The following is a 22,656-nucleotide window of genomic DNA, read 5'->3' as shown; positions in this document are numbered from 1 at the left end:
TTTGTCGGCAACCCCGCAGCCAGGGGCGTCAGGTGGGGCGGTTCTCGATGTGGACGATGCGCGCGGCGGCATACGGGCAGAAGCGGACGAGCTCCGAGACGGTGGTGGGCGGGACGACGGCACCCGGCGCGGTGGTGGGCGGCACGAACACCTCGCCGGCACCGATCGACCCGACGAAGGCGAGGAACAGCACCTGCTGCTTGTTCGGCACCGGGGTGAGGTCGACGTCGATGGACACCGCTCGCGGCATCCGTGCGTCCACTGCCGTCGGCACGGTCCGCCAGGTGACCCCGCCCCCGCCCGTCGCGAGGTTCCAGCCGCCCGGTACCGCCTGAGCCGTCCCGGCCGCAGCCGCAGTGAGGAAGGGCAGGAGCGTGGTCACCGAGAGGGCCAACAGGTCCGAGGGGGTCGCGCCCACGCGCCACAGCAGGACGACGAAGCCCTGGTTGGCTCGCAGCCCGATGGCATCCCGGTGGTGGACGAGGACGTCGACGGTCGACGGTTCGCGGAACACGGTCCAGAGGTCGTTGACGACGTTGCGGGGCACGAGGTCCAGCAGGTCGGCCTCCGTCGCGGTCACGTTGGCCGCGCGCGGCGTCTGCCACGGCGCGCGGTAGACCGCCCGCGGATCCGCCGTGTCCGTGGTCACCGTGCCGTCGGCCTTGACGCGCACCCCGCCCACCACGTCGGCCCAGACAGCTGCGTCGATCTGAGGTACGGCCGACTTTGCCGGCGCCATCTGGGTGCGGTGCAGCGCCACGAGCCGCCCGAGCGCGTCGGAGAACTGGCCGTTGGCGACGACGCTGGGATGCAGCCACCGGAAGGCCGTCTGGAAGGTCCACACGTCGTAGGCCGGCGCGTTGATTGCCGTGATGGCCGGGGCGGGCAGGAAGACCGGGGTGGCCGCGACCGGCCACCTCGGTCGCACGGTGATGTCCGGGCTCGCCGCGAGCGACGCCGGGAGCGCGGGCGGCGCCGCGAGCGGGTCGGTGTGGACGGTCAGCGGGTTGCGCCGGTCGTCGAACCGGTGCGAACGGATCCACGTCTGCGGCACCGCGTCCCGCGCCAGGTCGACCTCCCACACTCCGCGTGACTGGACACCCGCCCGCAGCAGCCGTGGCGCCGACAGCGCACCGCCCCGGTCGCGCCAGATGTCGAGGTCCTGCACGGTCGCCTGGGGCAGCCCGTTGACGTAGGGAACCCACGTGTGGGCACCGGTGGCGTTGTTGGTGCGCGTGCCCCGCCACACCCCGGTGACGGTGCCGGCATACACCGTGTTTCCTGTCGCGTCGCCGGGGTCGACGACGACGGAGAAGACCGGGTCGCGGGGACCGCTGTTGACGGCCCCGCCCGCGTCCAGCTGGCGGCGCAGCGTGGTGCGCTTGAAGCGGTTGTCGGCGTTGTTGAAGAACCACAGGGTCTCGTCGGGGCCACCGACCACGCCGGTCGTCGCCACGTAGAAGTCCTGGGTGCCGGGCACCGCCGCGACGTCGGTCAACGTCGTGGTGCGTGGGATCGCGACGGCGGCGTTGGTGATCGACCACGTCGTGGAGGCCCAGGTTCCCGGCGGGGCCTCGGTGAAGCGGACGATGCCGCCGGTGTAGAGGACGAGCAGCTGGGTCGGTGACACCCACGTGAGGGTGACGATCGTGCCGAGGGATGGGGCAGTGAGACCGATCCCCATCTGAGCGGCGTTGGCCGCGCCGTTGACCCCGGGGCGGCCGTCGGCCGCAACGCCGTTGGGGTAGGGAATGGCCCGCCAGGTGTTCGGTCCGACACCGACCCCGAGGTCGTCGGTGAGCCACACGCGGTACGTGCCGATCGCGAGCCGCCCAGTGGGCGGGTTGGCACCGACCGGCGGGACGCGCACCGTCGCGGCCCCCGAGTAGAAGCTGGACCAGTTGTTGGTGCCCTCGCCGCCGATGCCGAACACCCGGCTCGGCTCGCCGGGGTTCCGGGTCATCGGGTCGACGAAGGCGGTGGTCGACGTGCAGTACCACCGGGCGAGGTTGAACTGCCGTACCAGGAGGTGCGAGGCGGTCGGGTGGAAGGCGACACCGCCGCCGTCCCCGGTGAACGGCTCGTCCCAGACCGAGTCGCCGATGCGCACCTGGCTGCCGTTGTCCTGGCACCCGGTGGCCACGAGGTGTCCGTTGACCGGGTGGCTGCGGACGAACACCGGTTGGAGCGAGGCGAGGCCGGTGTTGCAGGCCGCGAAGGTGCCGACGCGACCCGAGCGGTCGGAGACGAAGACCCCGCCGTCGGTCGCTGCCCAGACCTGACGGCGCGGCGGGGCGTTGCCGGTGAGGACGAGCCGGTGCACGTCGCCGTGGACGTTGTTGCCGATGGCGCCGGCCGCGGTCGCGCCATCACCACCTGGCAGGGCGGCCGCCGAGGAGACGCCCACCGTGGCCTGGAGGACGAACGGCGGAGCCGCCACGCCTGATGCGGCCACGTCGAAGCAGTAGAGGCTGGCGCCCCAGTCGCCGTCGGCCGGGCCGTAGGAGAAGGAGCTGCCACCGAAGTAGACGCGGTGGACCGCGCCGACGACGTCGACGGCGAGGCACTGGTCGTAGTCGCGCTGGGTCCCCCACAGCGTCGCCGGGACCCCGCCGGCGCCGCCGGGGGTGCCGACGTCGTCTGCCGTCGGGGCGGCCACGGTCGCGTCGGCCACCCGCCACAGGGCCGGGTTGCCGCCGGTCTCGCCGATCGCATAGACCGTGTTGCCCGTGGCGGCGAGGCTCACGTGACCGGTAATCGCAACCGGGTTGGTCAACGCCAGGGGCGTCACCCCGGCGCCGAGGTTGTCGCTGAAGGCCAGGCCCTGGCCCGAGACCGCGAGCACGAGCCGCCCGCCGGGCAGCCAGACCGCGTCCGAGATCGCCGCACCGGGAAAGGCCGTGGTCACCGCCGCCAGGCGCTGCCAGACATACCCGTCGCGGACCGGGTTTCCACCGCCCGCAGGCAACGACTGCCGCCGCCCCAGGAACGCGCCGTTGGTCGTGCAGGCGATGACGACGTCCTGGGTGGCGCCGGCCGTGGCCAGGCCCGGGGTGCTCGCCGGGCTCCGGACGAGCTTGAAGATGCCCAGCCCCTCGAGAGCGGCGATGCCGGTGTCGGGCTCCCACGGCTCGGCCTGACCGGCTGGGAAGGTCGGGCCGATCGCCGCGAGGACACCGACCCCGTCGATCGTCGTCTCCCCGGTCGGCGCAGGCGTCCCCACGGGCAGGAAGTTGGGCTCGCCGGTCCCGACCAGCACGGTGTCCAGCAGGGGCATCGCGTTGAAGTCCACGAGGAGGCAGCCGCACGCCTGGGCGTTGACCGCGCCCCCACGGATCCTGCGTCGCTCGGACCACCCGCCGACCGGCGACCACGTCGCCGCCCCGTCGTCGGTGTACCAGACGCCGCCCTGCGCCGTCGCGGCATACGCCCGCCGCCCGGTCGCGTCCACCGCGATGTCGCGGATGCGGCCCGCAACCCGTGGCCGGTCGACGGCCTGACCCCGCCGCACGACCGAGGGGCCGATGGGCACCCAGCGGCCCGCAGGGTCCACCGCCGAAGGGAACGCAAGGGCGGCGTCCTCGGCGTGTGCTGCATCAGCAGCCTCGGCGGCTGCCGCGTGGGGGCGGTCGGCTCCTGCTTCCTCCCGCGCCGCGAGGACCGACCGCATGGCCTCCTCGAGCGCCACCCGGTCGACTCCCTTGAGCAGCGTGGCGTCGCGGGCGGCCCGATCCGCGGCCAGCCCACGTTTGGCTGCGCGCGCCGCCTCACGTCGCAGCCCGGCCGCCATCGCCTCCCGCTGCGACGCGGACCCCAGCGGTGCCCGCCGCTTGCCGGTCATGGGCTCCCCTCCTCGTCGGGCGCCACGCGTATCCAGCCCTCCTGGACCTCGTGGGGCAGCTTGGGCAGGTAGGCGTTGGTGGTCGAGGCGAGGATCGGGTCGTCCCTCCAGCTGATCGGCCCGGTGCGCCGGGTGAACTGCTGCTTGCCGCCGAGCGAGGCGACGTTGGGCAGCCGGATCTCGGCCGGGTCGACGAGCAGCGGTCCGACGCGCATGGAGGGCACCATCGCTGCGAGCCCGGGGCCGACCCAGGTGTCGGCCAGCTCCAGCGCCTTGCGCGGCAGGATGCCCGAGGTGACGTGCACCTTGCCGGCCGGCAGCATGAGGATCGTCAGGCGCAGAGTCTGGCCGATGCGGATCGTCAGGGTGTCCTCGAGGACGAGGTAGCCGTGCTCGATCGGGTCCTGTGCCGGGGTGTCGCCGAGCCGGCCGAGGAAGCCGGTCCGCGGTCCGGAGGCCAGGGCCGAGTCGGCCACGACCTTGTCGACGACGTGGAAGCGGGTGTAGTCGTCGTCGACGAAGAAGCCGAGGACGCTGTCATCGCTGCGGCCCAGCTCGCCGATGCGGAACGGGAACTCGTGCGCCGCGAGCGCTGCGTATGCCGCCTTGCGCGCCTCCGCGCCGCCGGCCTCGTCGACCTGCACCTCGTCGATGTCGTCGGGCGCGTCCAGGCGCAACGTGGCCCGGACCACGGCGACCGGTCGCCCCACGAGCCCGGCGATCGTCGGCGTGCCGATGGCGGCGAACGTGTCGACGGTCCAGAGCGTCGAGTCGATGGCGCGCAGCAGGGCCGACAGTGCGCTGCACGACGGTGGCACCGCCGCCTGCCGGGCCTCGATGTCGGCCTGGACGAGTCCGGCGGCGAACAGGGCTGCGTGCTGCGCGTGCGGCGGGATGTCGGTCAGCGGACCGGCGTCCGGCGGGACCGGTCGTCCGGGCGCGGGGTCCCAGCGCACCGAGCCGGGGCCGTCGTCGACGCTGAAGGAGTCGTGCTCGAGCTGCCCCAGTGGGTGACCGTCGCGGTCGAACACCTCGAGGGCCTCGTCGATGTGGTCGGGCAGCAGGAAGCCGGACACCGGGGTGACGGCGAGCGCGGCCCGCAGCTGGTCGACGTACGCCTCGGGGGCGTCGGCCGGGTCCTGGTCGAGCCCGTAGGCCGGGTCGACGAGTCGGAGCAGCCACCGGGCGCTGTTCTGGATGCGTGGAGGCAGCAGGACACCGGTCGGCTCGGTGGGCAGCTCCTGGGTGCTGGTGCGCGCGAGCCCCGTGAGCGGGACGTCGACCACCCGGCCGAACGCGTCGACCAGCCGCAGGTCCAGCACCGAGAGCGAGCCGCCGAAGAGCGGCACGGGCAGGCCGGTCGCCCGCGGCCGGTTGACCCCGTCGGTGCCCCGAACCCGTTGGACGAACCCCTCGTAGGCGATCCCGAGCAGCTGCTCACGGATCCCGTCGAAGGAGGCCGAGCACAGGTCCAGCGGCCGGATGAGGTTGGCCACCCCCGCCAGGACGTCCTCGTCGGGGTCGGGGATCAGGGACTGGCTCGGCGAGGCCAGGTCCCGCGCCTGCTCCTGCTCCAGCCACTTCGTCATGGCCGTCGTGAGGGACTCGCCCACCCCGGTCGTCAGCGGGCTGCGTCCGGCAAGGGTCCGCGTCGCGCCGACGACCGGCTCGCTGCGCCGCAGGTCGCCGTCCACGAGCGACCAGCCCGCCAGGTCCTCGGTGCCGGTGAGCTCGACCCGCCACTCGAGCCAGAGCGGGACCCACGGCTGCCGCCACGTCGTGATCGCGATCGGGCTCGGTGGGGTCCAGGCCACCAGGGAGAAGCGGGACAGCTCGGCCGCGACCTGGAGGGTCTCGACCTCCTCGAGCTGGGAGTGACCCGACCAGGAGTCCCGGGCCGCCGCCCGAGGCATCCGGGCCCGGGCAGCCTCGGCGACCAGACCGGTGCCGGATCCGTCATAGGTCGCCGTCGTGCCGTAGAGCCGCAGCATCTCGGCGGTGAGGCGGCCCTCGATCGCCCGCACGTCGTCCCCCTTGCGACCCGAGGACGCCGCCAGCCAACCGACCGAGTAGCCGTCGCAGATGATCGCCTCGCGGACCACCCGGGTGACCTCGCCGGGTACCGCTCCACTGCCCAGGGTGGGCAGGACCGAGCGCCCGTCGACGGTGCCGTCGATCGAGGGCGACACCTCGCCGGGGAAGCGGCAGCGCAGCAGCCCCTTGTCGTCGAACATCCCGTCTCCGTGGTGCCGCGCCGACGGGTGGGCCCCACGCAGGCCCACCATCATCGGTGCCGGGCGGAAGACCCGCGGTGCGGCGCGGACGACCTCGCGACTTGCGGGAGGCGTGGCGCTGGTGCCGCCCTTGCGTGTCCCCGCTCCGGGGTCGTCGCGCTCGCCGCGCTCCTCGCCGCGCGCGTCGTCACGCGCCGTGGCGCGCTTGCCGCTCGTCATCGGAGCCACGCCCCGCCAGCCGACCTTGGTGCCTTTCGGCACCCCGGAACCCTTGGCCGGCTGGTGGGCGGCCCGGCCCTTGCGCCCCACGGCCAGGGGGCCCAGGGGTGTCCCGTCCTCGGTCCGCAGCCGGTCCGCCTTCGCCCCCGCGACGGGGCGCCCGGGCAGCGCCCAGAAGCCGTTGGCGTGCTCCTGGTCGGCCAGGTCGGAGAGGCCGTCCGGTGTGCCGATCCGCCCGAGCAGGTCACCGGTGAAGGCCGCGCACAGTCGTTCTGCCGTCAGGCGTTTGGCCGGATCGATCCCGAGCGCAGGGGCCGCGAAGGCCGACACGATGTCGTCGATGTCGGTGCCCAGGCTCGCCGCCAGGGTCGAGGGGTCCGGCCGGTCGTCGGCACCTCCTGCTGTGCCGTCGACGGGCACGCCGATGACCGAGCCGTGGAGCATCGTGTGGTAGCGGGTGGCCCCGATCCCGACGGTCACCCCAGCCACGTCGGCGACGGGCATCGCGGCCTCGGGAGCGACCGAGCTGTAGGTCGTCGTCGACTTCGCGTACTGGGTCTGCACCGTCGTCGCCGCGTAGGTCCGTGGCGACTTCAGCCCTGCATACTGCTCGAGCTTGGTGGTCCGGGGGTCCTCGGGATACTCCACGGCATCCTCGCCGTCGGGGCTGACCCACCAACGCAGCTGGGCGAGGCGCGCCCGCACGCTGGTCTCCCCGCGACTCCCGGCGAGCGGGTCGGCGGCGGAGTCGGTCCACCATCCGGCGACCGTGTAGCTGGCCTTGCCCCGGTGGAAGCCGTGCGGAGCCACCTCGACGCCCGGCAGGTCGACGAGGGGGTCGTGCAGGGCGAACCGGTTGATCGCGCCCAGGTAGGTCGCCGTCCACATGAGGCTGCCGCGAGCCCCGCCGTCCAGCACCTCCATAGGAACCCCGCCGTCGAGCGGCAACGCGCCGGGCGGGACGGTCCCGGCATACGTGGACAGTGGTGTGACGCCGCCGGTCACCGCGTCCATGACCCACCCCGAGGCGTATGCCGTGCGCGCACCTTCGGGGAGCAGCGTGCGGACCACGACCCACCGGTCGGGCAGCCGGGGCAGCCTGACCTTCTTGGTGACCGGGTCGTTCTCACCCCGCAGCAACGCGTCGGGCAGCGCCCAGTGGAGATGGACGCCCGCCGCGCGAGCTGCACCGGCGTCGAAGGGCGCCGGGTCTCCGTCGACGCCGGCGACGTCGACGCACGGCTCCGTTCCCCCGGCGGGCACGACGTAGGCCTGGACGTCGACCGGCACCAGGATCCGCTTCTCCCGGACCAGGTACTTGTCCCAGGTCTTCCACGTGGCGAGGTCGACGTCGGCGCGGGCCAGCGCGGCGAAGCGGTCGGTGTAGATGCTCTTGGCGAGCCGCTCGGGAGTCAGGTCGAAGCCTGCCATCACACGCCTCCGAGCCTGAACGTCTCGTTGACCTGCTTGGCATAGACCACGGAGGCCTTGAACACCGTGCCGATGCTCACGCCGCGAGGGTCGCCGAAGACCTGCCGGTAGGGGAAACGGAGCAGCTGCAGCGCGTACTCCGCGGCGTCGAGGCTGGTCCCCACGTGGGTCGCCGTCAGGTTGACGAGGTCCTTCTGCACCTGCTGGATGTCGATGACTCCCGTGGCGCCCTCGGTGGCCCGGAACGGCACGTCGAGGATGACCGGGGCACCGCCCGGCTTCTCGAGGTCCGCGAAGGTGTTGACGTCGCGAGGGATGTAGCTGAACGACCCGTCGACCTCGCCGGGGTCGAAGCCGAACTGGACGCCCTGCCGCGGCTCCTCGACGTGCACGACCGAGGGAATGCCGTCAAAGAGGCAGAACAGCACCGCGGGCGCCAGCCGTTCCAAACGCAGCAGCCGCATCCGGTTGGGGTCGTCCTCGGGGACGAACCGGTTGTCTGCCTCGCCGACAGGGTCGAGCGTCATCGCCCGAACGTGCAGGCCCGGCCACCCCGAGACCGCCTGGGAGCGCAGCAGGAAGCCGCTGACCGCGTCGACCGCCCCTCCGTACCGCGGCTGACCCGGGTGCCGCCGCGCGTTGCGCTCCTCCTGGTCCAGCTCGGTGCGGATCGCGTCGTAGGCGGCGCTCAGCTGGGTGCGGTCGTCGCTGTTGACGGTGCCGACCGACAGGGCGCCCATCACCAGGGCGTCGGTCCAGCGCCGGTCGAGGTAGAACCACCGGATCGACTCGGGCGGCAGCAGCTCACTGTCGGCGACGAGGTTGGCGAACGGCACGCCCTCCAACAGACGGAGCCGGACCAGCCAGGCGCGCAGCGCAGCGGGGATGGCCGAGTCGTCGTCGTCGTCCTCGACCGTGGTGGGGACGGAGATCGCCTCGCTGAGCCGCAGTGGCAGGTCGAGGACCATCGTGGGCACGTCGAGCTTCACGGTTCCTCCCTCCGGTCGTGCAGGGCCCGCTCGAGGGCGTCGTCGCCCTCGTCCAGGGGTGCGTCGTGCGGCCGGACCGGCACGCCGCCGAGGATGCCGCCGGGCGCTCCCGGTGTGCCGCCGGCGAGCCCGGGCCCCCCGGCGGGTCCGGTCGGGATCTGGGGGGACGTCATGATCTGCGTGGACAGCGCGCCGACGACGAACTGGGTGACGGTGCGCTCGTGAGCCGAGCGCAGGGCCGAGCTGAGCGCCGCGTTGGCGGCCGGACGCGTGAGGTCAGCGAGCGGCATACGAGGCACCTCGGTCTCGCGCAGGGTGTGCAGGAGCACGGGGAGGTCCACGTCAGCGGCGACGTCGAGGCCGAAGTGCTGGAGCACGGTGGCCAGCCCGTCCCCCTTCAGCTCCATCGGCGCGCCCGGCGTGACCAGCTCGCGCGGCGGCCCGATGACGGCGCCCGGCGCGGACGCGGCGGCTCCGGCGAACGCGCGGGACAGCAGGACCCCCAGGCTCGGCGCGGCGTTCATCACGACACCGGTGATGCCCAGGTCGGCGATGACGCCGTCCCAGATGGCGTGCCCGCGCGCCACCTGGTAGTCCCGTTGGCGCCACTCCAGGAGCGCGGCGACCATCGAGGGCTGGCTCAGGGCGAGCAGCCTGCCGATCTCGAACGCGGCAGCCAGCGACAGGTCCTCGCGGCCGTCGGGGATGACCGACCGCAGCTGGTCACCGGTGTGGGCGAGTTGCAGCCGCGGTCCGGCGAGGTCGGCCGGGTGCGGGAGCAGCGGTCCGCGGTACCACGCCCGGACCAGGTCGCCACGCCTCGTGCGCTGGTCCAGACCGACGTGACCGGTCTCGGTGACCTCGAGAGCGGCCCGCCCGACCGGGTCCTTGGGGGTGACTCCCCGAGTGCCGAGCAGTCCGTTGTCGACGTGCTTCATGAGCTGTTCGAAGGTCGCGTCGCCGACGGAGGTGAAGCTCCAGCGCAGCAGCACGGGGAATCGCAGCACGGGGTCCAGCGCCAGGATGATGCGGTCCGCGACGGCGGAGACGACCACGTCCTTCGAGATCTCAGAGGATGCCTTGCCTGCCACCCAGGAGGTGGACCCGGCGTAGGCCTTGGTCGTCGTCTCGGGGGTGACCGTCGCGGCGTAGTGGGTCGCGACCTGGGCTGCCCGCGGGTCGGGATCGGCGGCCGGGCCGACAGGACCGTCGACCGTCTCACCATGGGCGCCCAGCCCGACCTTGGTCGCCGACGTCGACATCCCCATGAGCTTCTGGTCGTAGGCCGCCTGCGTGTACTGGAAGTAGCCGGTCTCCAGGACGAGGTGGTCGGTGAACCGCTTGTGCGGCGGCGCCTGCGGCAGCAGCTGGTTGAACTGGCCCTCCAGGTTGACCAGGCAGGCGTGGTACTTGACCGGCACCTCCTTGCCCTCGGAGTCCGTCACGGCCAGTGGCAGCCGGTTGGCGATCACGACGGCGAGGAAACCGTCGTCGTCGCCCATCATCAGCTCGGTGTCGTCGAGGTCGACCTCGCGCCCGTGGACGAGCAGCGGCACGTCCTTCTGGGTGGGCATGATCGTGTCCACCATCGACTTGCGGATCGACAGGCACGAGCCCTTGGCGACGTCCGGTGCACCGGGCAGGCTGACGCCGGAGGTCACGCACTGGGCGACGTCGACGTTGGTGAGCACCTCGGCCTCGCCCTCCGCGAAGACCACGAGCGCCAGCCAGGGAGTACCCGCCGGCGCGCCCGCCACGGCCCGCTCCCAGGGCAGGGTGCGCCGCTTGATGACGACCTGCGGCAGCCGTGAACCGTACGCGCCCTCGGTGCCCGCCGGTGGGTAGGTCGACAGCGCCTGGTCCGGCGGCAGGAGGTAGCGCGGAGAGGTCACGGTGACGTGGGTGTCGAGCCGGGCGACGGGCAGCTCGGTCGCGCCGAGGGCCCCGTCCTTGCCCACGGCCGCGAGGTTCTGGTTGGTCGTGAACTTGTAGCTGCCAGCCGTCAGTGCCGGCGAGAACTTCGTGTACAGCTGGAAGTGGCCCGGTTGCATCGTCATGACGTGGACTTCCTCCTCGGGCGACGCGGGCTGGCGGCCCGCGGCCGCCTCGGGCCGCCGGACCGCTGAGCGGGGGCCGTCCACTGGACCTGGCACCCCGGCCCCGCCACCGCGAGCACCTTGGCGGTGGCGGCCGACAGACCGCGTGCGGCCAGGACCGCCGCGAGCTCCTCCGGCGCCAGGTCGGAGCCGACGACGCCGGTGACGACCCAGGCCGAACCCGCCGTGACCACCACGGACATCGCCGTGGCGTCCTTGTCGGGCACGACGGCATACACGAGCACGCTCGTCGAGCCGAGCGAGACCGCCTGGGGCGGCCGCTCGACCCCGGCCCGGTCGGTCGCCACGTGCCCACCCACCAGGCGCAGCTCGGTCGGGTCGAGGGTGGTGGGACTGGTGCCGGTGAGCGCGACGGCCACCGTGTGCACGGGTCGGCTGAACCGAGTGGTCACCTCGGGGGCCTCGTGGGCCACGGATCCGGCGCTGTCCCACTGCAGCACGCCCGTGCCGTCGGTGGCTGCGGAGGACACGACGCAGCCCGCCGCCAGCGCGGTCTGGCTGCCGAGCCGTGCCACGCGCGTGCCCTCGTGCCAGCCCGCCAGTCCGTCGGACGCGTCGGCGTCGCCGTCGGCGTGGAGGCCGATGTGCGTGGCACCCGCCGGGACCGGGACCGTCGTGTCGACGACGTCATCGTCGAACAGCACGGTGCGTCCCTGCAGCACGGTGACCCGGGCCTTGCCGGCAACCTTGAGGCTCGGGCGGCGGGCCTCGTCGACGTCGAAGGCCGCGTCGGGGCACTGGAGAGCGACGACGTCGCCACTGCGCAGGATGGAAGCCGCAGCATCGCCACGGGCCGTCGCCGCGGACCGGCGACCACGAGCCGAGGAGCGCGAAGCCTCGGTGCGGAGCCCACCGACGAGGGACTGGAGGCCGGGCGTGCCGAGCGGGCCTGCGGCATACGAACGAGTCGACCCGACGGCGTCGGTGCGGGGCACGGACCCCGACGCGAGCACGGTGCCACGGGCCGGGACCGACGGTGGCGCTCCGAGGGTCAGCGAAACGGGCAGGTGCAGCGCCATCCGCCCGTGGACGGACTCGATCGACGGGGCCGGGCGGCGCTTGAGCCGGCCGTCGGCGACGGTCGTCCCGGTGGCGCGGATGACGGCGCCGACGCCGGAGGTGAGGTGTCCGGCGACGAACGGGCTCCGGGGGTCGCGCTGCGCGGGTGGCGTTGGCGGGGCGAGCTCCGTCTTGACCCCCTTGTCGGCGTTCGCCGGGGCCAGTCCGTCGGTCAGCGTGCCGAACATGGGTGGTGCGGTGTGGTCCAGCCGGTATGCCGCGCGGGCGACGGCGCTGTGCCCGCCGCGCGGCAGGCCGTTGCGCTCGGTGAACAGGCGTGCGGCGGCCAGGGCCAAGGCGTCGTCGGCCGACGCGATCGCCTTGACGGGCCCGTCGTCCAGGGCCTTGGCGACGTTGAGGAACTGCTTGCGGTCGGTGCCCTTGGCCGTGAGCGGGAGGGGCCGGCGGTCCTCGGGCCGCGCCTTGACCTGTCGGTAGTCGATCTGCGGACCGACGGCCGCGCCCTCGATGCCGGCGACGAGGACGACGAGCTTGCCCGCCTGGACGACATCACCTTGCGGGAGAGGCTTGTTCGGGACATCGGCACCCGGCGGCCCCCACACCCCGACCGGGTAGTAGTCGTTACCCGACCGCGGGCTGGTGAGGCTGGAGTTGAAGCCGGTGACGAGCTTGGACAGGCGCGCGTCTGGGGTGGCGACCCCGGTCACCGGGTCGAGCGCGAAGAGCTGGACGGCCACGGTGGAGGTCAGGTCGTGGGCCTGCATCGGCGACAGGCCGAGCCGGGTGGACTGGCCGGCCCGGAGGATGGGGACCTGGAAGGTGGTGGCACCAAAGGCGAAAGCAGTCGCCGGGGCGCTCGTCGTGATGGTGAGCTCGAACTCGGCGAACACCCGGAACGGCAGGGCCAGGGTGCCGTCGGAGGACGGCGCGCCCGACTGGCTCCCGGCCGCCGTCGGCAGCGTGCCCTTGCCGGTGATGGCCGACAGGGTGCGGGCGGCGTTGCCGGACGCCTCGAGGTACTTCGCGACGAACGCCGTCCACGGCATGGGTGGCGGCAGCGCCTTCGAGCCACCGAACTCGATGGGGACCGTGCACGGGCCGATCTCGAACTCGGCGCGGCCCGCGAAGTCCGGGCCCCACACCTTGATGCTCGCCCCGAGGGTGATGCTGAAGCTGATCGTCCCGAACCAGCCGAGGTCGATGTGGATGCCGGCTGAGATCCGGGCATAGGCGCTGACCTCGAACCAGAACGGGTCGAAGTAGACGATGCCGTCGGCCCCGAACTCCACCCGCGCCCAGACCCACCCGAGGTCGAGCGAGACGACGACCTTGATGCCGGCCATCAGCGCCTCGGACGTCAGCGCGAAGTAGGACTCTCCCTTGATGACGAGCACGCTGCTGATCTGCCAGACGATGCCCAGCCGCGGCACCACGGGATAGCCGTCGCGGTGGAAGCTCGGGTGGTAGCCGCCCATCGTCACGACGAACTGCCCAGAGAGCGGCCCCTTCCACCACAGGGCGAAAGCGAAGCCGCCGGTCAGCCGGACGTCACGGTAGAGCAGCCACGAGTTGTCGGTGAGCTGGGCCTTCATGAGGAAGACGCCCTCGCTCGTCGAGAAGTGCACGAGCAGCGCCAGCTCGATCGAGACGATGGCCGCCTGCGGCCGCGGCAGGGCCATCCGGGCCAGTCCGAGCAGGTCGATGGTCAGCCCGTTGCCGAAGGACACGGCGACGACCGCGACACCGTCGATGAGGCTGAAGCAGGTGAACGAGATGCCGGCCGCGAACCAGAAGTTGCCCATCTGGTGCGGGAAGTAGATCGACAGGCGGTGCAGCTCGTCCATCGGGTTGGCCGGTGGCGTGGCGCCGGGGTCGAGCGCCTGGATGAACGGGAACTCGCCGAACCGGGAGATGTCCTGCGGGATGACCAGTCCGCGGTTGATGCCCAGGCCGCCGCCGAGTCCGGTGAGGAAGAAGGCCGGCGGGCCGCCGATCGGTCCGTTGATCGCGCCGAAGATGAAGAAGCTGGCATGGCCGTGGCCGTCGTCGGAGTAGCCGCCGAACACCGATAGCCCATAGGCCGCGAACCGCCCCATGAGCATGCCGACGTACGACGTGGTGTCGCCGTCGACGGTCTTGAGCAGGCCACCGGCGATGGACAGCCCCGACAGGTTCGCGGAGACGGCCAGACCCATGAGGTCGACCGACCAGCTGGAGATCGACAGGACGTCGCCGCCGTGCCACGTGATCGACAGCCGGTCCACCGCGGCGGTCAGGCCGAAGACGGAGAGCTGGCCGGAGAACAGCAGCGAGATCTCGGTGACCCGCCCGCCGGACTCCACGACTCCAAGCCCGATCCGGTCGACGTACAACGGCCCGAGCTGTCGCTGGATGACCAGCCACCACGGCCCCGGTGGCTCGCCGGCCCGGAGCCCGACCTTGACCTGCTGGCCCGGCCCGGGCTGGCGCTGGACGGACAGGGCAGGGCTGAAGTTGGGGCGGTTGTTCTGGCTCGCCGACCCGACGTCGTTCATGATGTTGTTCGCGACGCCGTTGTCGCCGCCGCCACCGGGGGCGACCGCGAGTCCGACGAGCTCGATCTGGGCGCCCCCGCCCACGCCGTCCGGGTTGACCGCGGCATAGATCGACAGCCCGATGCCGTCCAGGGCGATCGAGCCCAGCTCGAGGAGCGGACCGGCTGGCTTGGTGATGCGCACGCCGAGGCCGGCCACCGTGAAGGCCGGCGAGATCACGAGGTCGTCGACCCCCGTGCCCTTGAGGACGAAGATCGACAGGCCGGGCAGGACGTCGTCGTCGATCCAGGACGCGTCGGCCCGCAGGACGACGTTGACTCCCGAGGTCGGGAAGGCGAAGTCGCCCACCGGCGTGACGTTGAGCCCGATCTGCTTCTGCCCCGCGCCGAGGTCCTCGCTCGCGAGCGAGATCTTCACGGCCCCGTCGATGGTCACGCCGAGCGGACGCACCGGGTTGACGCCGTGGGCGGGGTCGGTGGCGCAGTTCCACAGCAGCACCTCGAGGCGGTGGAGCAGCCGCTCTGGATGCTGGAAGTCGCCGAAGAGCGTGGTGTCTATCTGGCGCCCGCCTCCGGTGAAGACGACGCCCTGGAGCATGCCGGTGGCGCGGTCGGTGACGACGGTCCCGAGCCGTTCGGTGAGCACGCTGGCTGCCAGGTCGAGCGCGACCCCCAGGACCATGGGCGCCACGCCTGCCGGGGTCAGGTCGGCGCCGGTCTCGACGCCGGCGACGCGGGTCACCGCGGCCACGTCGACGCCAGTCGGCCCGAACCGGACCTCGACCGACTGTGCCCCGGCTGCGTCGAGCCCGAGCCCGACCCCCACGAGGGGGATGAAGCCGTTGCCGGTGAACCCGGCCCGGATGACGGCGATCGGCCGGAGCACGACCGGGCCGGCCGGGATGGCGAACGGACCCGCGCGCATGACGACGCGCACGCCTTGCGGCGAGAGGGTGAGCCCCTCGAGCGCGATGTGGCCGATCACGTGGGCGCCGCTGTCCCGCAGGGTCACGTCGCCGCCGATCGTCAGCGAGGGCGTCGTGGAGTCGAGGTCCAGGTGGATCTGCGTGACGGTGCCGAAGGTGATCCGCCGGACGCCCAGGGCGACCGGGTCGACCCGGACCAGCGTTCCGGTTGGGTCGAGTGCCTCGGCCAGGGCCTGCACGCCGGCGGTGACGACGCCGGGCAGGTGCGCTTCGAGGTATGCCGCGGGGCTGGGACTGACGAAGGCCGAGATCCGCCCGTCGGTGAACTGGTCGGCCACGAGCAGGTCCAGGCCGGAACCGAGCTCGTGCACCGCCCTCGCGACCGCGCGCAGGGGCGTGGCCGTCCCGTCGTTGCGGTGCCCGATGACCTCGTTGAGGGCGACCCGGACGGCTGACTGGGCGGCCGCCCCGATGGCGTCGGCCAGACCCGCGCCCGCGGGGTAGAGCCGGATCGGCGTGCCCGGCGCACTCCGCACGAGGTCGAGGGTGACGGTCGGAGCGACCTGGAGCCGCAGCCCCGGGCCGTCGATGAGCACCTCGGCGTCGAGCAGCGGGGCGACGACGCCGGCCGCGGTGATCGACAACCCACCGGTCACCGCCACCGTCACCGTCTTGCCCCCGACGTCAGGGGTCAGCGCGAGCTCGGCTGACAGGTCGAGGCGACCCGCGGCCACGGCATACGAGATGGTCAGCCCGTTGCCGAGGGGCCAGCCGGCCTCGCCGACGGCGCGGCCGGGGACGACCACGGGAGCCAGCGCCTCGAGCACGGCGACGGCCGCTGCGAGAGGGTCCGAACGGGTTCGCAACCACGCGCCCGGGTCGGTGAACAGTCCGAACGGCAGCACGACGTCGCGCGCTCCCGAGGGAGCGGGCGGGCCGAGGAGCCCGAGGGCCGACAGGCCCGCGTCGATCGTGGCGCGCCCGGCGTCGCTCGCCTCCGTGCGGCACCAGCGGGCGAGCTGCTGGGCGACGACGGCCGGGACGGCCACCGTCGCGAGCCGGGTCAGCGCCTCGGTGTCGACTGCCGGATAGAGCGTGGTGGTCGTCGACCCGACCGCGCCCGGAGCCCGCGACTCCACGGCCAGCTGGGCACCCGCGGTCCCGGCGGACCCGACGAGGCGCATGCCCCCCACGCCGTCGACAAGGACGCCCAGGGCGGCGGTCGCCGTCACGCCCGCGGCTCCGGCGCCCAGCGTCAGCTCCAGCGGGGGCAGACCCTCGACGGCGAGCGTCAGGTCGCCGGTGATGGTCCCGGTGGCGAGGTCCACGTCGACGTGCAGGCCACTGGCCCCGACCCGGATCGCGGTCGGCGCCAAGTCGCTCGGGCGGACCGTCACGCCGGTCAGTGCGCGCACGTCGTCGGCCAGCTGGGCGGCGCGTGCGACGACGAGGGGGCGGATCGTGGCGACCGGGTCGTGCAGCAGGTGGTCGATGGCGTCGGGGTCGACTCCGCTGTCCCGGAGGATCCCCAGGTGGGTGAGCAGGCCGGCGAGCGCCGGCGAGGCCGTGCGGATGCGCGTGCCGATCTCGGACAGCAGGATCTTGACCTCGGGCAGCGCGGTCGTGGCCGTGGTGCCGTCACCGTCGGCCCTGACCACCCACGACTCCCGGTATGCCGCGAACGCGCGGGCCTCGTGGAGGACGAGCTCGGTCGTCCCGTCGCCGCCGCCCTCGCCGAGGGGGATCGTGACCCGCGCCTCGACCCAGCGCACCGCGAGATCCTGCTGGGCCGCGCCCGGCCCGCCGACCAGCCAGCCGTCGGTGATGCCGAGGTGCACGTCGAGGACGACCTCGCGGAGCGGCTGGAGGTGTGGGGTCGCCCGGCGCGCCGAGGCGAGGTCGACCCGCGCCCCGACGCCCACGAGCAGGCCGCCGAGGTCGAGGTCGAGGACCGGCAGGTCGACACCGACATGCACCTCGGTGGGAGGACCGGTGGTGCGGGCGACGTCGGCTGCCGCCTCGGCCGAGCGGGCCGCGATTCCGGCCACGGCGACCGAGGCGATGGCCGAGCGGACGTCGGCCTCGGGGACCGCACCGAACACCGCGTGCACCTCGGCGGTTGTCGGCAGGGTCTCGTCCGCGGCGCTCGGCAGGTCGGTGGGGGTGAGCACCGCCATGGCCCGCCGCACGAGGCCCTGGCCACGCCGCAGCGGGTCGCAGCCGAGGGCGAGCAACGTGTCGGTCCACGTCGGCAGAGGGTCGGGGACGAGCCGGTCGAGGAAGCGCACGGCATCGCCGCCCAGCCCCGTGGTCAGCGACGTCAGCACGACCGGCGACCAGGGCGTCCCCACCGTCACGACGGCGGTGACCCGCTGATGACCCACCGCCGTGCGCACCGCCGCGGCGCCGGCCGCGCCGTACCCCACGAGGACCACGTCGGCCGTGCGCCCGGCCAGCACCGCGGTCAGGCGTGCCGCGAGCGCCGCGGTGGTGTCGTGGTCCGGACGCTCGGAGGCGACGGACGGAGGGGTGGGCAGCTGGACGAACCACTGCCCGGTCGTCGCATCGGGCATCGGCGTGGGCGCCGTCCCCGTCGCGTCGATCGCCTGGCCGCCCGGCACGTCGGTGAGCCAGCCGGCACCGCAGCCGACGTGCACCACGGTGTCCGTGGCGACACCGACGCCGTCCAGGACGTAGCTGCCGGTCCGCCCGTTGGCGACGAGCTCGGCATACGACAGACCGGTCAGGACGCTCGTGGTCACGCCGGTGGGCGCCACCGCGCCGACCACGCCGTCGGTGTCCTTCCAGCGGGTGACGAGCGAGTCGATGCCCTCCCCCAGCCGGGTCCGGCCCACGAGCAGGTCGGCCAGGTCGGGCGCACTGGGTGCGGCCGCTCGCAACGTGGCGGCGACCGCGGGCCCGTCGGGCACCGTGTAGCCGCGCAGCAGCTCGCCGTACCCGGGGCCGCCGGGTCCGCCGCTCGAGACGTCCGGGCAGCCGGGGACGGTCCAGACCGCCAGTCCGGGCGCACGGCGATCGCCGCCGACAGGGCACCGGTAGGGGTCGGCCGGCCGGCCGCCACCGAACGGCGTCGCGAGTGCGCCACCGCTGAGCAACCACGCGACCGGGCCGAGGGCGGTGCGGATGTTGGCGCAGTCGAGGGCGAGGTCGAGCAGCCAGTTCTCGATGGCAGTGCCCGGGTCGGTGATGAGGGCGCCGAGGCGCAGGTGCGCGCCGCTCCCCCGCCAGCCGGCGAGGTCCAGGAGGGTGCCGAGGACGTCGGACCGCGCCCTGCCGAGCAGGGCGGTGACCAGGCCTTCGACCTGGTCCCAGTCGGGCGTGAACGTCACGACCCCAGCGGCGGAGATCTCGGGCAGCGGTATGCCGTGGACTCGCTGCCCCAGCGTGCGCGGGTCGGTGTAGGTGACGGTGAGCCCGTCACCCAGGACGCGTGCAGCCAGTCCCGCGCCCGGGGCCCACGTGGCTGCGACGCCGATGCCGGTGAAGGCGACCTTCGCGATCTCGAGGTCGAGGGTCATCGGGTCGGCGCCCACGGGTCGGAGCAGGACCTCGGCGCTCGCGCCGGCCGCCAACGAGACGTGACCAGCGGTCAGCTCGACCCGCAGGAGGACCACGTCGGCGCCGACCGCCACCTCGAGGTCGGTGAGCACCGGCAGGGAGGCGTCCGCGCCGAGGGCGAGGACGAGGGTCTCCGTCCCGTGGATGGCGTCGGTCTCGCGCCAGGCCCGCAGCCCGACACCGCTGGCGACGTCGAGGCGCCACGGGTCGGCTGCGTCGCCGGTCTGGGTCGGCACCTGCACGGCGCCGGTGAGCAGCTCGGCGAGGCGGCCGAGGACATCGGCCATGGCATTCGGGGTCTGCAGGACGTCGAGCCAGTAGTTCTTGATCGCAGCCAGCGGGTCGGCGATGAGGGCCGAGGCGGTGATCGCGGTGACGTTGGCCGGCGCGGCGATGCCGAGGAGCCGCTCGACGGCGGCCTGGGCGCCTCCCAGCCCCAGGAGGGCATTGCTGAGGGCAGTCGAGACGAGGGAGTCGACGGCCGCGACCGCTGCCTGCGGCGAGGAGAGGTCGAGCAGGTCGTGGTGGATGCCTCCCGGGAGGTCGACCCCGTGGAGGGTGAGGGTGAAGGCCGGCTTGCGCGCCGCGTCCAGGCCGATGCCGACCCGCAGACCGCCCACTGCGGTCGCGCCGGTCAGCAGGGGTGTGCCGCTGTGGGCCTGGGAGCCGAAGGCTGCCTCGGCCCGCAGCCCCGGGACTGCAGTGACACTGCCCGTGCCGGTGTCCGCGCGCAGGAGGTCGACGGTCGCCGTCAGGTCGGCCATCCCCGGCGCGGGCGACCAGCGGACGTCGAGCCAGGGCACGAGCGTCGGGTGCCCACCGGTGCCGGGCGTCACCCGCAGCCCGAGACGCAGCGTCGCCGGCCCGATGGCGAAGCCCACAGAGTTCGTCGCGGCATCAGGGATACCGCCCACGAGGCGGGCCAGCTCGGCCAGCCAGGCGTCCAGGACGGTGTCGTCCTCGAGGATCGACTCGACCCACTCGACGAGGGCGGTCAGGCCTCGCGTCGGGAGCTCGGCGATCGGCAGGGGCGGCACGCCAACGGTGGGTCCGCGCAGGCCGAGCATCCCGGCGAGGCCCATGACGTGCCGGAAGACCGGGTCGGCAGGGTTGAGGGCGTCGATCTGCTGGCGCACCATGCCGACGACGAACTCGAGGATGTCGGCGCCGAGCGTGGTCAGGGAGTCGAGGTCGAGGGTGCGGCTCTGGGGAGCCGTCGCCCCCGGGAGCTGGAGGTCGACGAGCGAGAGGGAGAAGCCGACCGTGTCGTCTGTCGTGGTCGGGATCGCGAGGTGCACGCTCGCCCCGCCGAGGTAGGCCACTCCCGGGACCGGCGGAGCGTCCGCGAAGTCGGCCTCGACGCCGATGCTGATCCGGCCACCGGGGCGGCCGAGGAGCAGCCAGCGCGGGAGGGTCGCGTCGGTCGGGCGGCTGTCGGTCTGACCGCTGCGGGGCACGTGGAAGATCGGGACGTGGATCGTCGTCTTGACCGTCGGGGCTGTCGTCCCTGCCTGGTGCTCCACCGCAACGCCCACGCGCACCGCGCCCTGCACCGGTTCGACCACGGCATACACGGTGATCGCCGGCGAGGACTCGGAGAACAGGGGGATCCACTTCTGCTCACCCTCGCGGTGCAGCTCAGGCGGTCCGAGCGCCTCGTCGACGAAGGCGATGAGCGCGTCCCGCTGACCGGTGTCGGCGAGGATCGTCGTCAGGCCGTGGGCGTTGCCCGACGTGCCCATCGGGTCGCCGAACCACGCACTGTTGGCCCCTGACCCGTCGGTGATCCCCAGCGCTTGAGCGAGCGACCCGAAGGCGCCCATCCCGTCCTGGGTCAGTGTCATCGGTCAGCGCCGCAGTCCGGAGAGGTCGTTGCGCGCCATCGGCTGCACGACGAGGATCTGCGACCCCGCGGCGACCGACCCGGGGATGAGGGGCAGGCCTGCGGCGTCCTTGCCGAGCTCGGCGCACATCCTGCGCGCGAGCTCCAGGATGGCCTCCCAGGCAAATGCAGTGAGGGCCGCCGTCCAGCGTCCGGTGACGACCTCGGGTCCGTCGAGCCGGCTCAGGCTCGACATCACCAGACCCGTTGGCGCCTCGGGCGTCCCGACCCCGAACGGCACCGTGATCACGGCCGGTTCGGGCAGCTGGTCGCAGCCGACCTTCACGGCGACCCGGATGACTCCCGGGATGCAGGTGAGCGCGGTGGTCGAGATGTCGACCCACAGCTCGCTGCCTTCCTGCTCCCACACCACGATCGGCGAGGAGTCGGACGGCACGTCGGCCACGAAGTGGATGATGCTGCGCAGGAGGCGAGTCGCCTCGGCGGCCTTGAGCGTCACGCCCTTCTTGGGCCTGTCCCCCGGCTTGAGCCGGTCAGCGTTGCGGATCGCCTTGAGGATGGACGCATCGGTGAGGACGTCTCTCAGACCCGTCGTGCCGCCGACCCCGAGAGCGGCGGAAGCCCGCGCGCCAGAGTTGCGCGCGCCGGAGTTCCGCCCGCCGGAGGGAAGCTCGCCCCGCAGCGTCACAGCACACCTCCCTGAAGGCGGCGCGGACCATCGACAGACCGTCTCCCCGGACTCCCCAGACACGGCCAGATGAGGTGTGGCTCCGTGCCCTTCCGCAGCCACACCCAAGCGAATGCATGTCAGTGATGCTCCCTGCAGGTAACCAGCGGCGAGACTCGGCGGTCAACGGCCTGTCACAGAACCGCCACATCTGGCGACGCAAAAGTCCACATACACGACAATCGCCCGTCGCGGCCTCGCCGTGTCGCGAATCGTCAGGGCGGACGCCTAATCCAGGTCGGCGCGAGCACGCGACTCCACGGTGATCGTCACCGAGCCGCCCAAGGTGTCCAGGAGCCCACCGACCAACGGCAGCTCGGCCCGGCCGGAGAGGCGGACGACCGCGGTCTGGCCGTCCGGAGTCCCGGTGCCCGGAGCCACCTGCCAGGCCAGCATGCTGGCGGGCCTCGGGCGCTGTGCGAGGTACCCCACCGCGGTCTCGCGCACGGTCTTGCTGTTGACCGCGACCGCATCGCCCAACCCGCGCTGGTACGCACCGAGGTCGAGGGAGTCGGCCGCATCCAGTGCTGCTCCGTCGGCGGCGTCGAGGAGGCGCATCCGGGACAGCTGAACGGAGGTGACGGCCACGGTCCCGAGGATGAGCAGGATCGCCACGACGCTGAACCCCAGGATCAACAACGTCACCTGGCCCGCCTCCGGGCCGCTCCGGCCGAGCACCACTGGGGATCTCAAGCGCCTCGACAACTGCCACCAGCGGTCGCCGAGTGGCCCACGCGATGCCGCCGTGAGCTGCCCGCTGCACTGGCGGGTCATCGCTGTCCCCGGAACCGGTCGACGACGGCCACGTGACTGGCCGTGACCGGCACCTCGAGCGGCACGGCACCGCGGGCGAAGGACGGGATCAGGGGCAGGGGAACCGTCACGGTGGTCGTCATCTCGATCCGACCGTCGGGCCGCAGGCACGGTGTGCCGTCACAGGCCATCGTCAGCGCCCCGTCAGGGCCGAAGCCCTGGTCCTCGAAGGCGATCCGGGCGGCGGCTGACGCGCGCTCGCGGGCAGCCGCAGGCTCGGATGCCGTCACGAACGCCCTGCCCGCTTCGCGCGCCGCGGTCGACGCGGCATACGCAGCCGCTTGGATCCTCGACAGGGTCATCACGAGGTACAACAGCGGGACCATCAGCAACACGGCCAGGAAGACGAACTCCACGACGGCGCTGCCACGCTCGCCCTTCATC

General features: G+C 73.0%; 8 protein-coding genes. All 8 read right to left on the bottom strand.

Annotated elements, in window-relative coordinates; genetic code table 11:
- Positions 1 to 28 precede the first annotated feature (28 nt).
- Positions 29 to 3,841, bottom strand: a complete 3,813-nt coding sequence (locus tag AC1DWR_RS10110; protein WP_477615082.1) for a hypothetical protein — start codon at positions 3,839 to 3,841, stop codon at positions 29 to 31.
- Entirely contained in the window at positions 3,838 to 7,725 is a 3,888-nt protein-coding gene (locus tag AC1DWR_RS10105) for a hypothetical protein (RefSeq protein ID WP_477615081.1), read from the bottom strand. Before AC1DWR_RS10105 ends, AC1DWR_RS10110 begins: the two co-directional genes overlap by 4 nt.
- Complete coding sequence (locus AC1DWR_RS10100; protein WP_477624361.1) at positions 7,725 to 8,714, bottom strand: hypothetical protein; 990 nt, start codon at positions 8,712 to 8,714, stop codon at positions 7,725 to 7,727. The genes AC1DWR_RS10105 and AC1DWR_RS10100 overlap by 1 nt, the downstream gene beginning before the upstream one ends.
- Positions 8,711 to 10,771: a hypothetical protein gene (locus AC1DWR_RS10095; RefSeq protein ID WP_477624360.1), complete on the bottom strand. Its 2,061-nt coding sequence runs from the start codon at positions 10,769 to 10,771 to the stop codon at positions 8,711 to 8,713. Before AC1DWR_RS10095 ends, AC1DWR_RS10100 begins: the two co-directional genes overlap by 4 nt.
- Positions 10,768 to 20,733 carry a DUF6603 domain-containing protein gene (locus AC1DWR_RS10090; RefSeq protein WP_477624359.1) on the bottom strand — a complete coding sequence of 3,322 codons (9,966 nt, stop codon included), beginning with the start codon at positions 20,731 to 20,733 and terminating at the stop codon, positions 10,768 to 10,770. Before AC1DWR_RS10090 ends, AC1DWR_RS10095 begins: the two co-directional genes overlap by 4 nt.
- Before the next feature lie 3 nt (positions 20,734 to 20,736).
- Positions 20,737 to 21,420 (bottom strand): hypothetical protein, encoded by a 684-nt coding sequence (locus tag AC1DWR_RS10085; RefSeq protein WP_477615077.1) that lies wholly within the window; start codon positions 21,418 to 21,420, stop codon positions 20,737 to 20,739.
- A gap of 267 nt (positions 21,421 to 21,687) precedes the next feature.
- On the bottom strand, positions 21,688 to 22,104 hold the full coding sequence (locus AC1DWR_RS10080; protein ID WP_477615076.1) for a pilus assembly protein TadG-related protein: 417 nt from the start codon (positions 22,102 to 22,104) through the stop codon (positions 21,688 to 21,690).
- Positions 22,105 to 22,229: 125 nt separating this feature from the next.
- A complete protein-coding gene (locus AC1DWR_RS10075) occupies positions 22,230 to 22,655 on the bottom strand; it encodes a TadE/TadG family type IV pilus assembly protein (RefSeq protein WP_477624358.1) in 426 nt (141 codons plus the stop codon).
- Position 22,656 lies beyond the last annotated feature (1 nt).

The organism is Pedococcus sp. P2_E2 (assembly GCF_056403955.1).
This window is presented reverse-complemented; position numbering and strand designations above follow the sequence as displayed.

Bases quoted from the DNA above. Each gene is read 5' to 3' on its own strand.
- AC1DWR_RS10110 (WP_477615082.1), bottom strand. From the start codon at position 3,841: ATGACCGGCAAGCGGCGGGCACCGCTGGGGTCCGCGTCGCAGCGGGAG.
- AC1DWR_RS10105 (WP_477615081.1), bottom strand. From the start codon at position 7,725: ATGGCAGGCTTCGACCTGACTCCCGAGCGGCTCGCCAAGAGCATCTAC.
- AC1DWR_RS10095 (WP_477624360.1), bottom strand. From the start codon at position 10,771: ATGACGATGCAACCGGGCCACTTCCAGCTGTACACGAAGTTCTCGCCG.
- AC1DWR_RS10090 (WP_477624359.1), bottom strand. From the start codon at position 20,733: ATGACACTGACCCAGGACGGGATGGGCGCCTTCGGGTCGCTCGCTCAA.
- AC1DWR_RS10075 (WP_477624358.1), bottom strand. From the start codon at position 22,655: ATGAAGGGCGAGCGTGGCAGCGCCGTCGTGGAGTTCGTCTTCCTGGCC.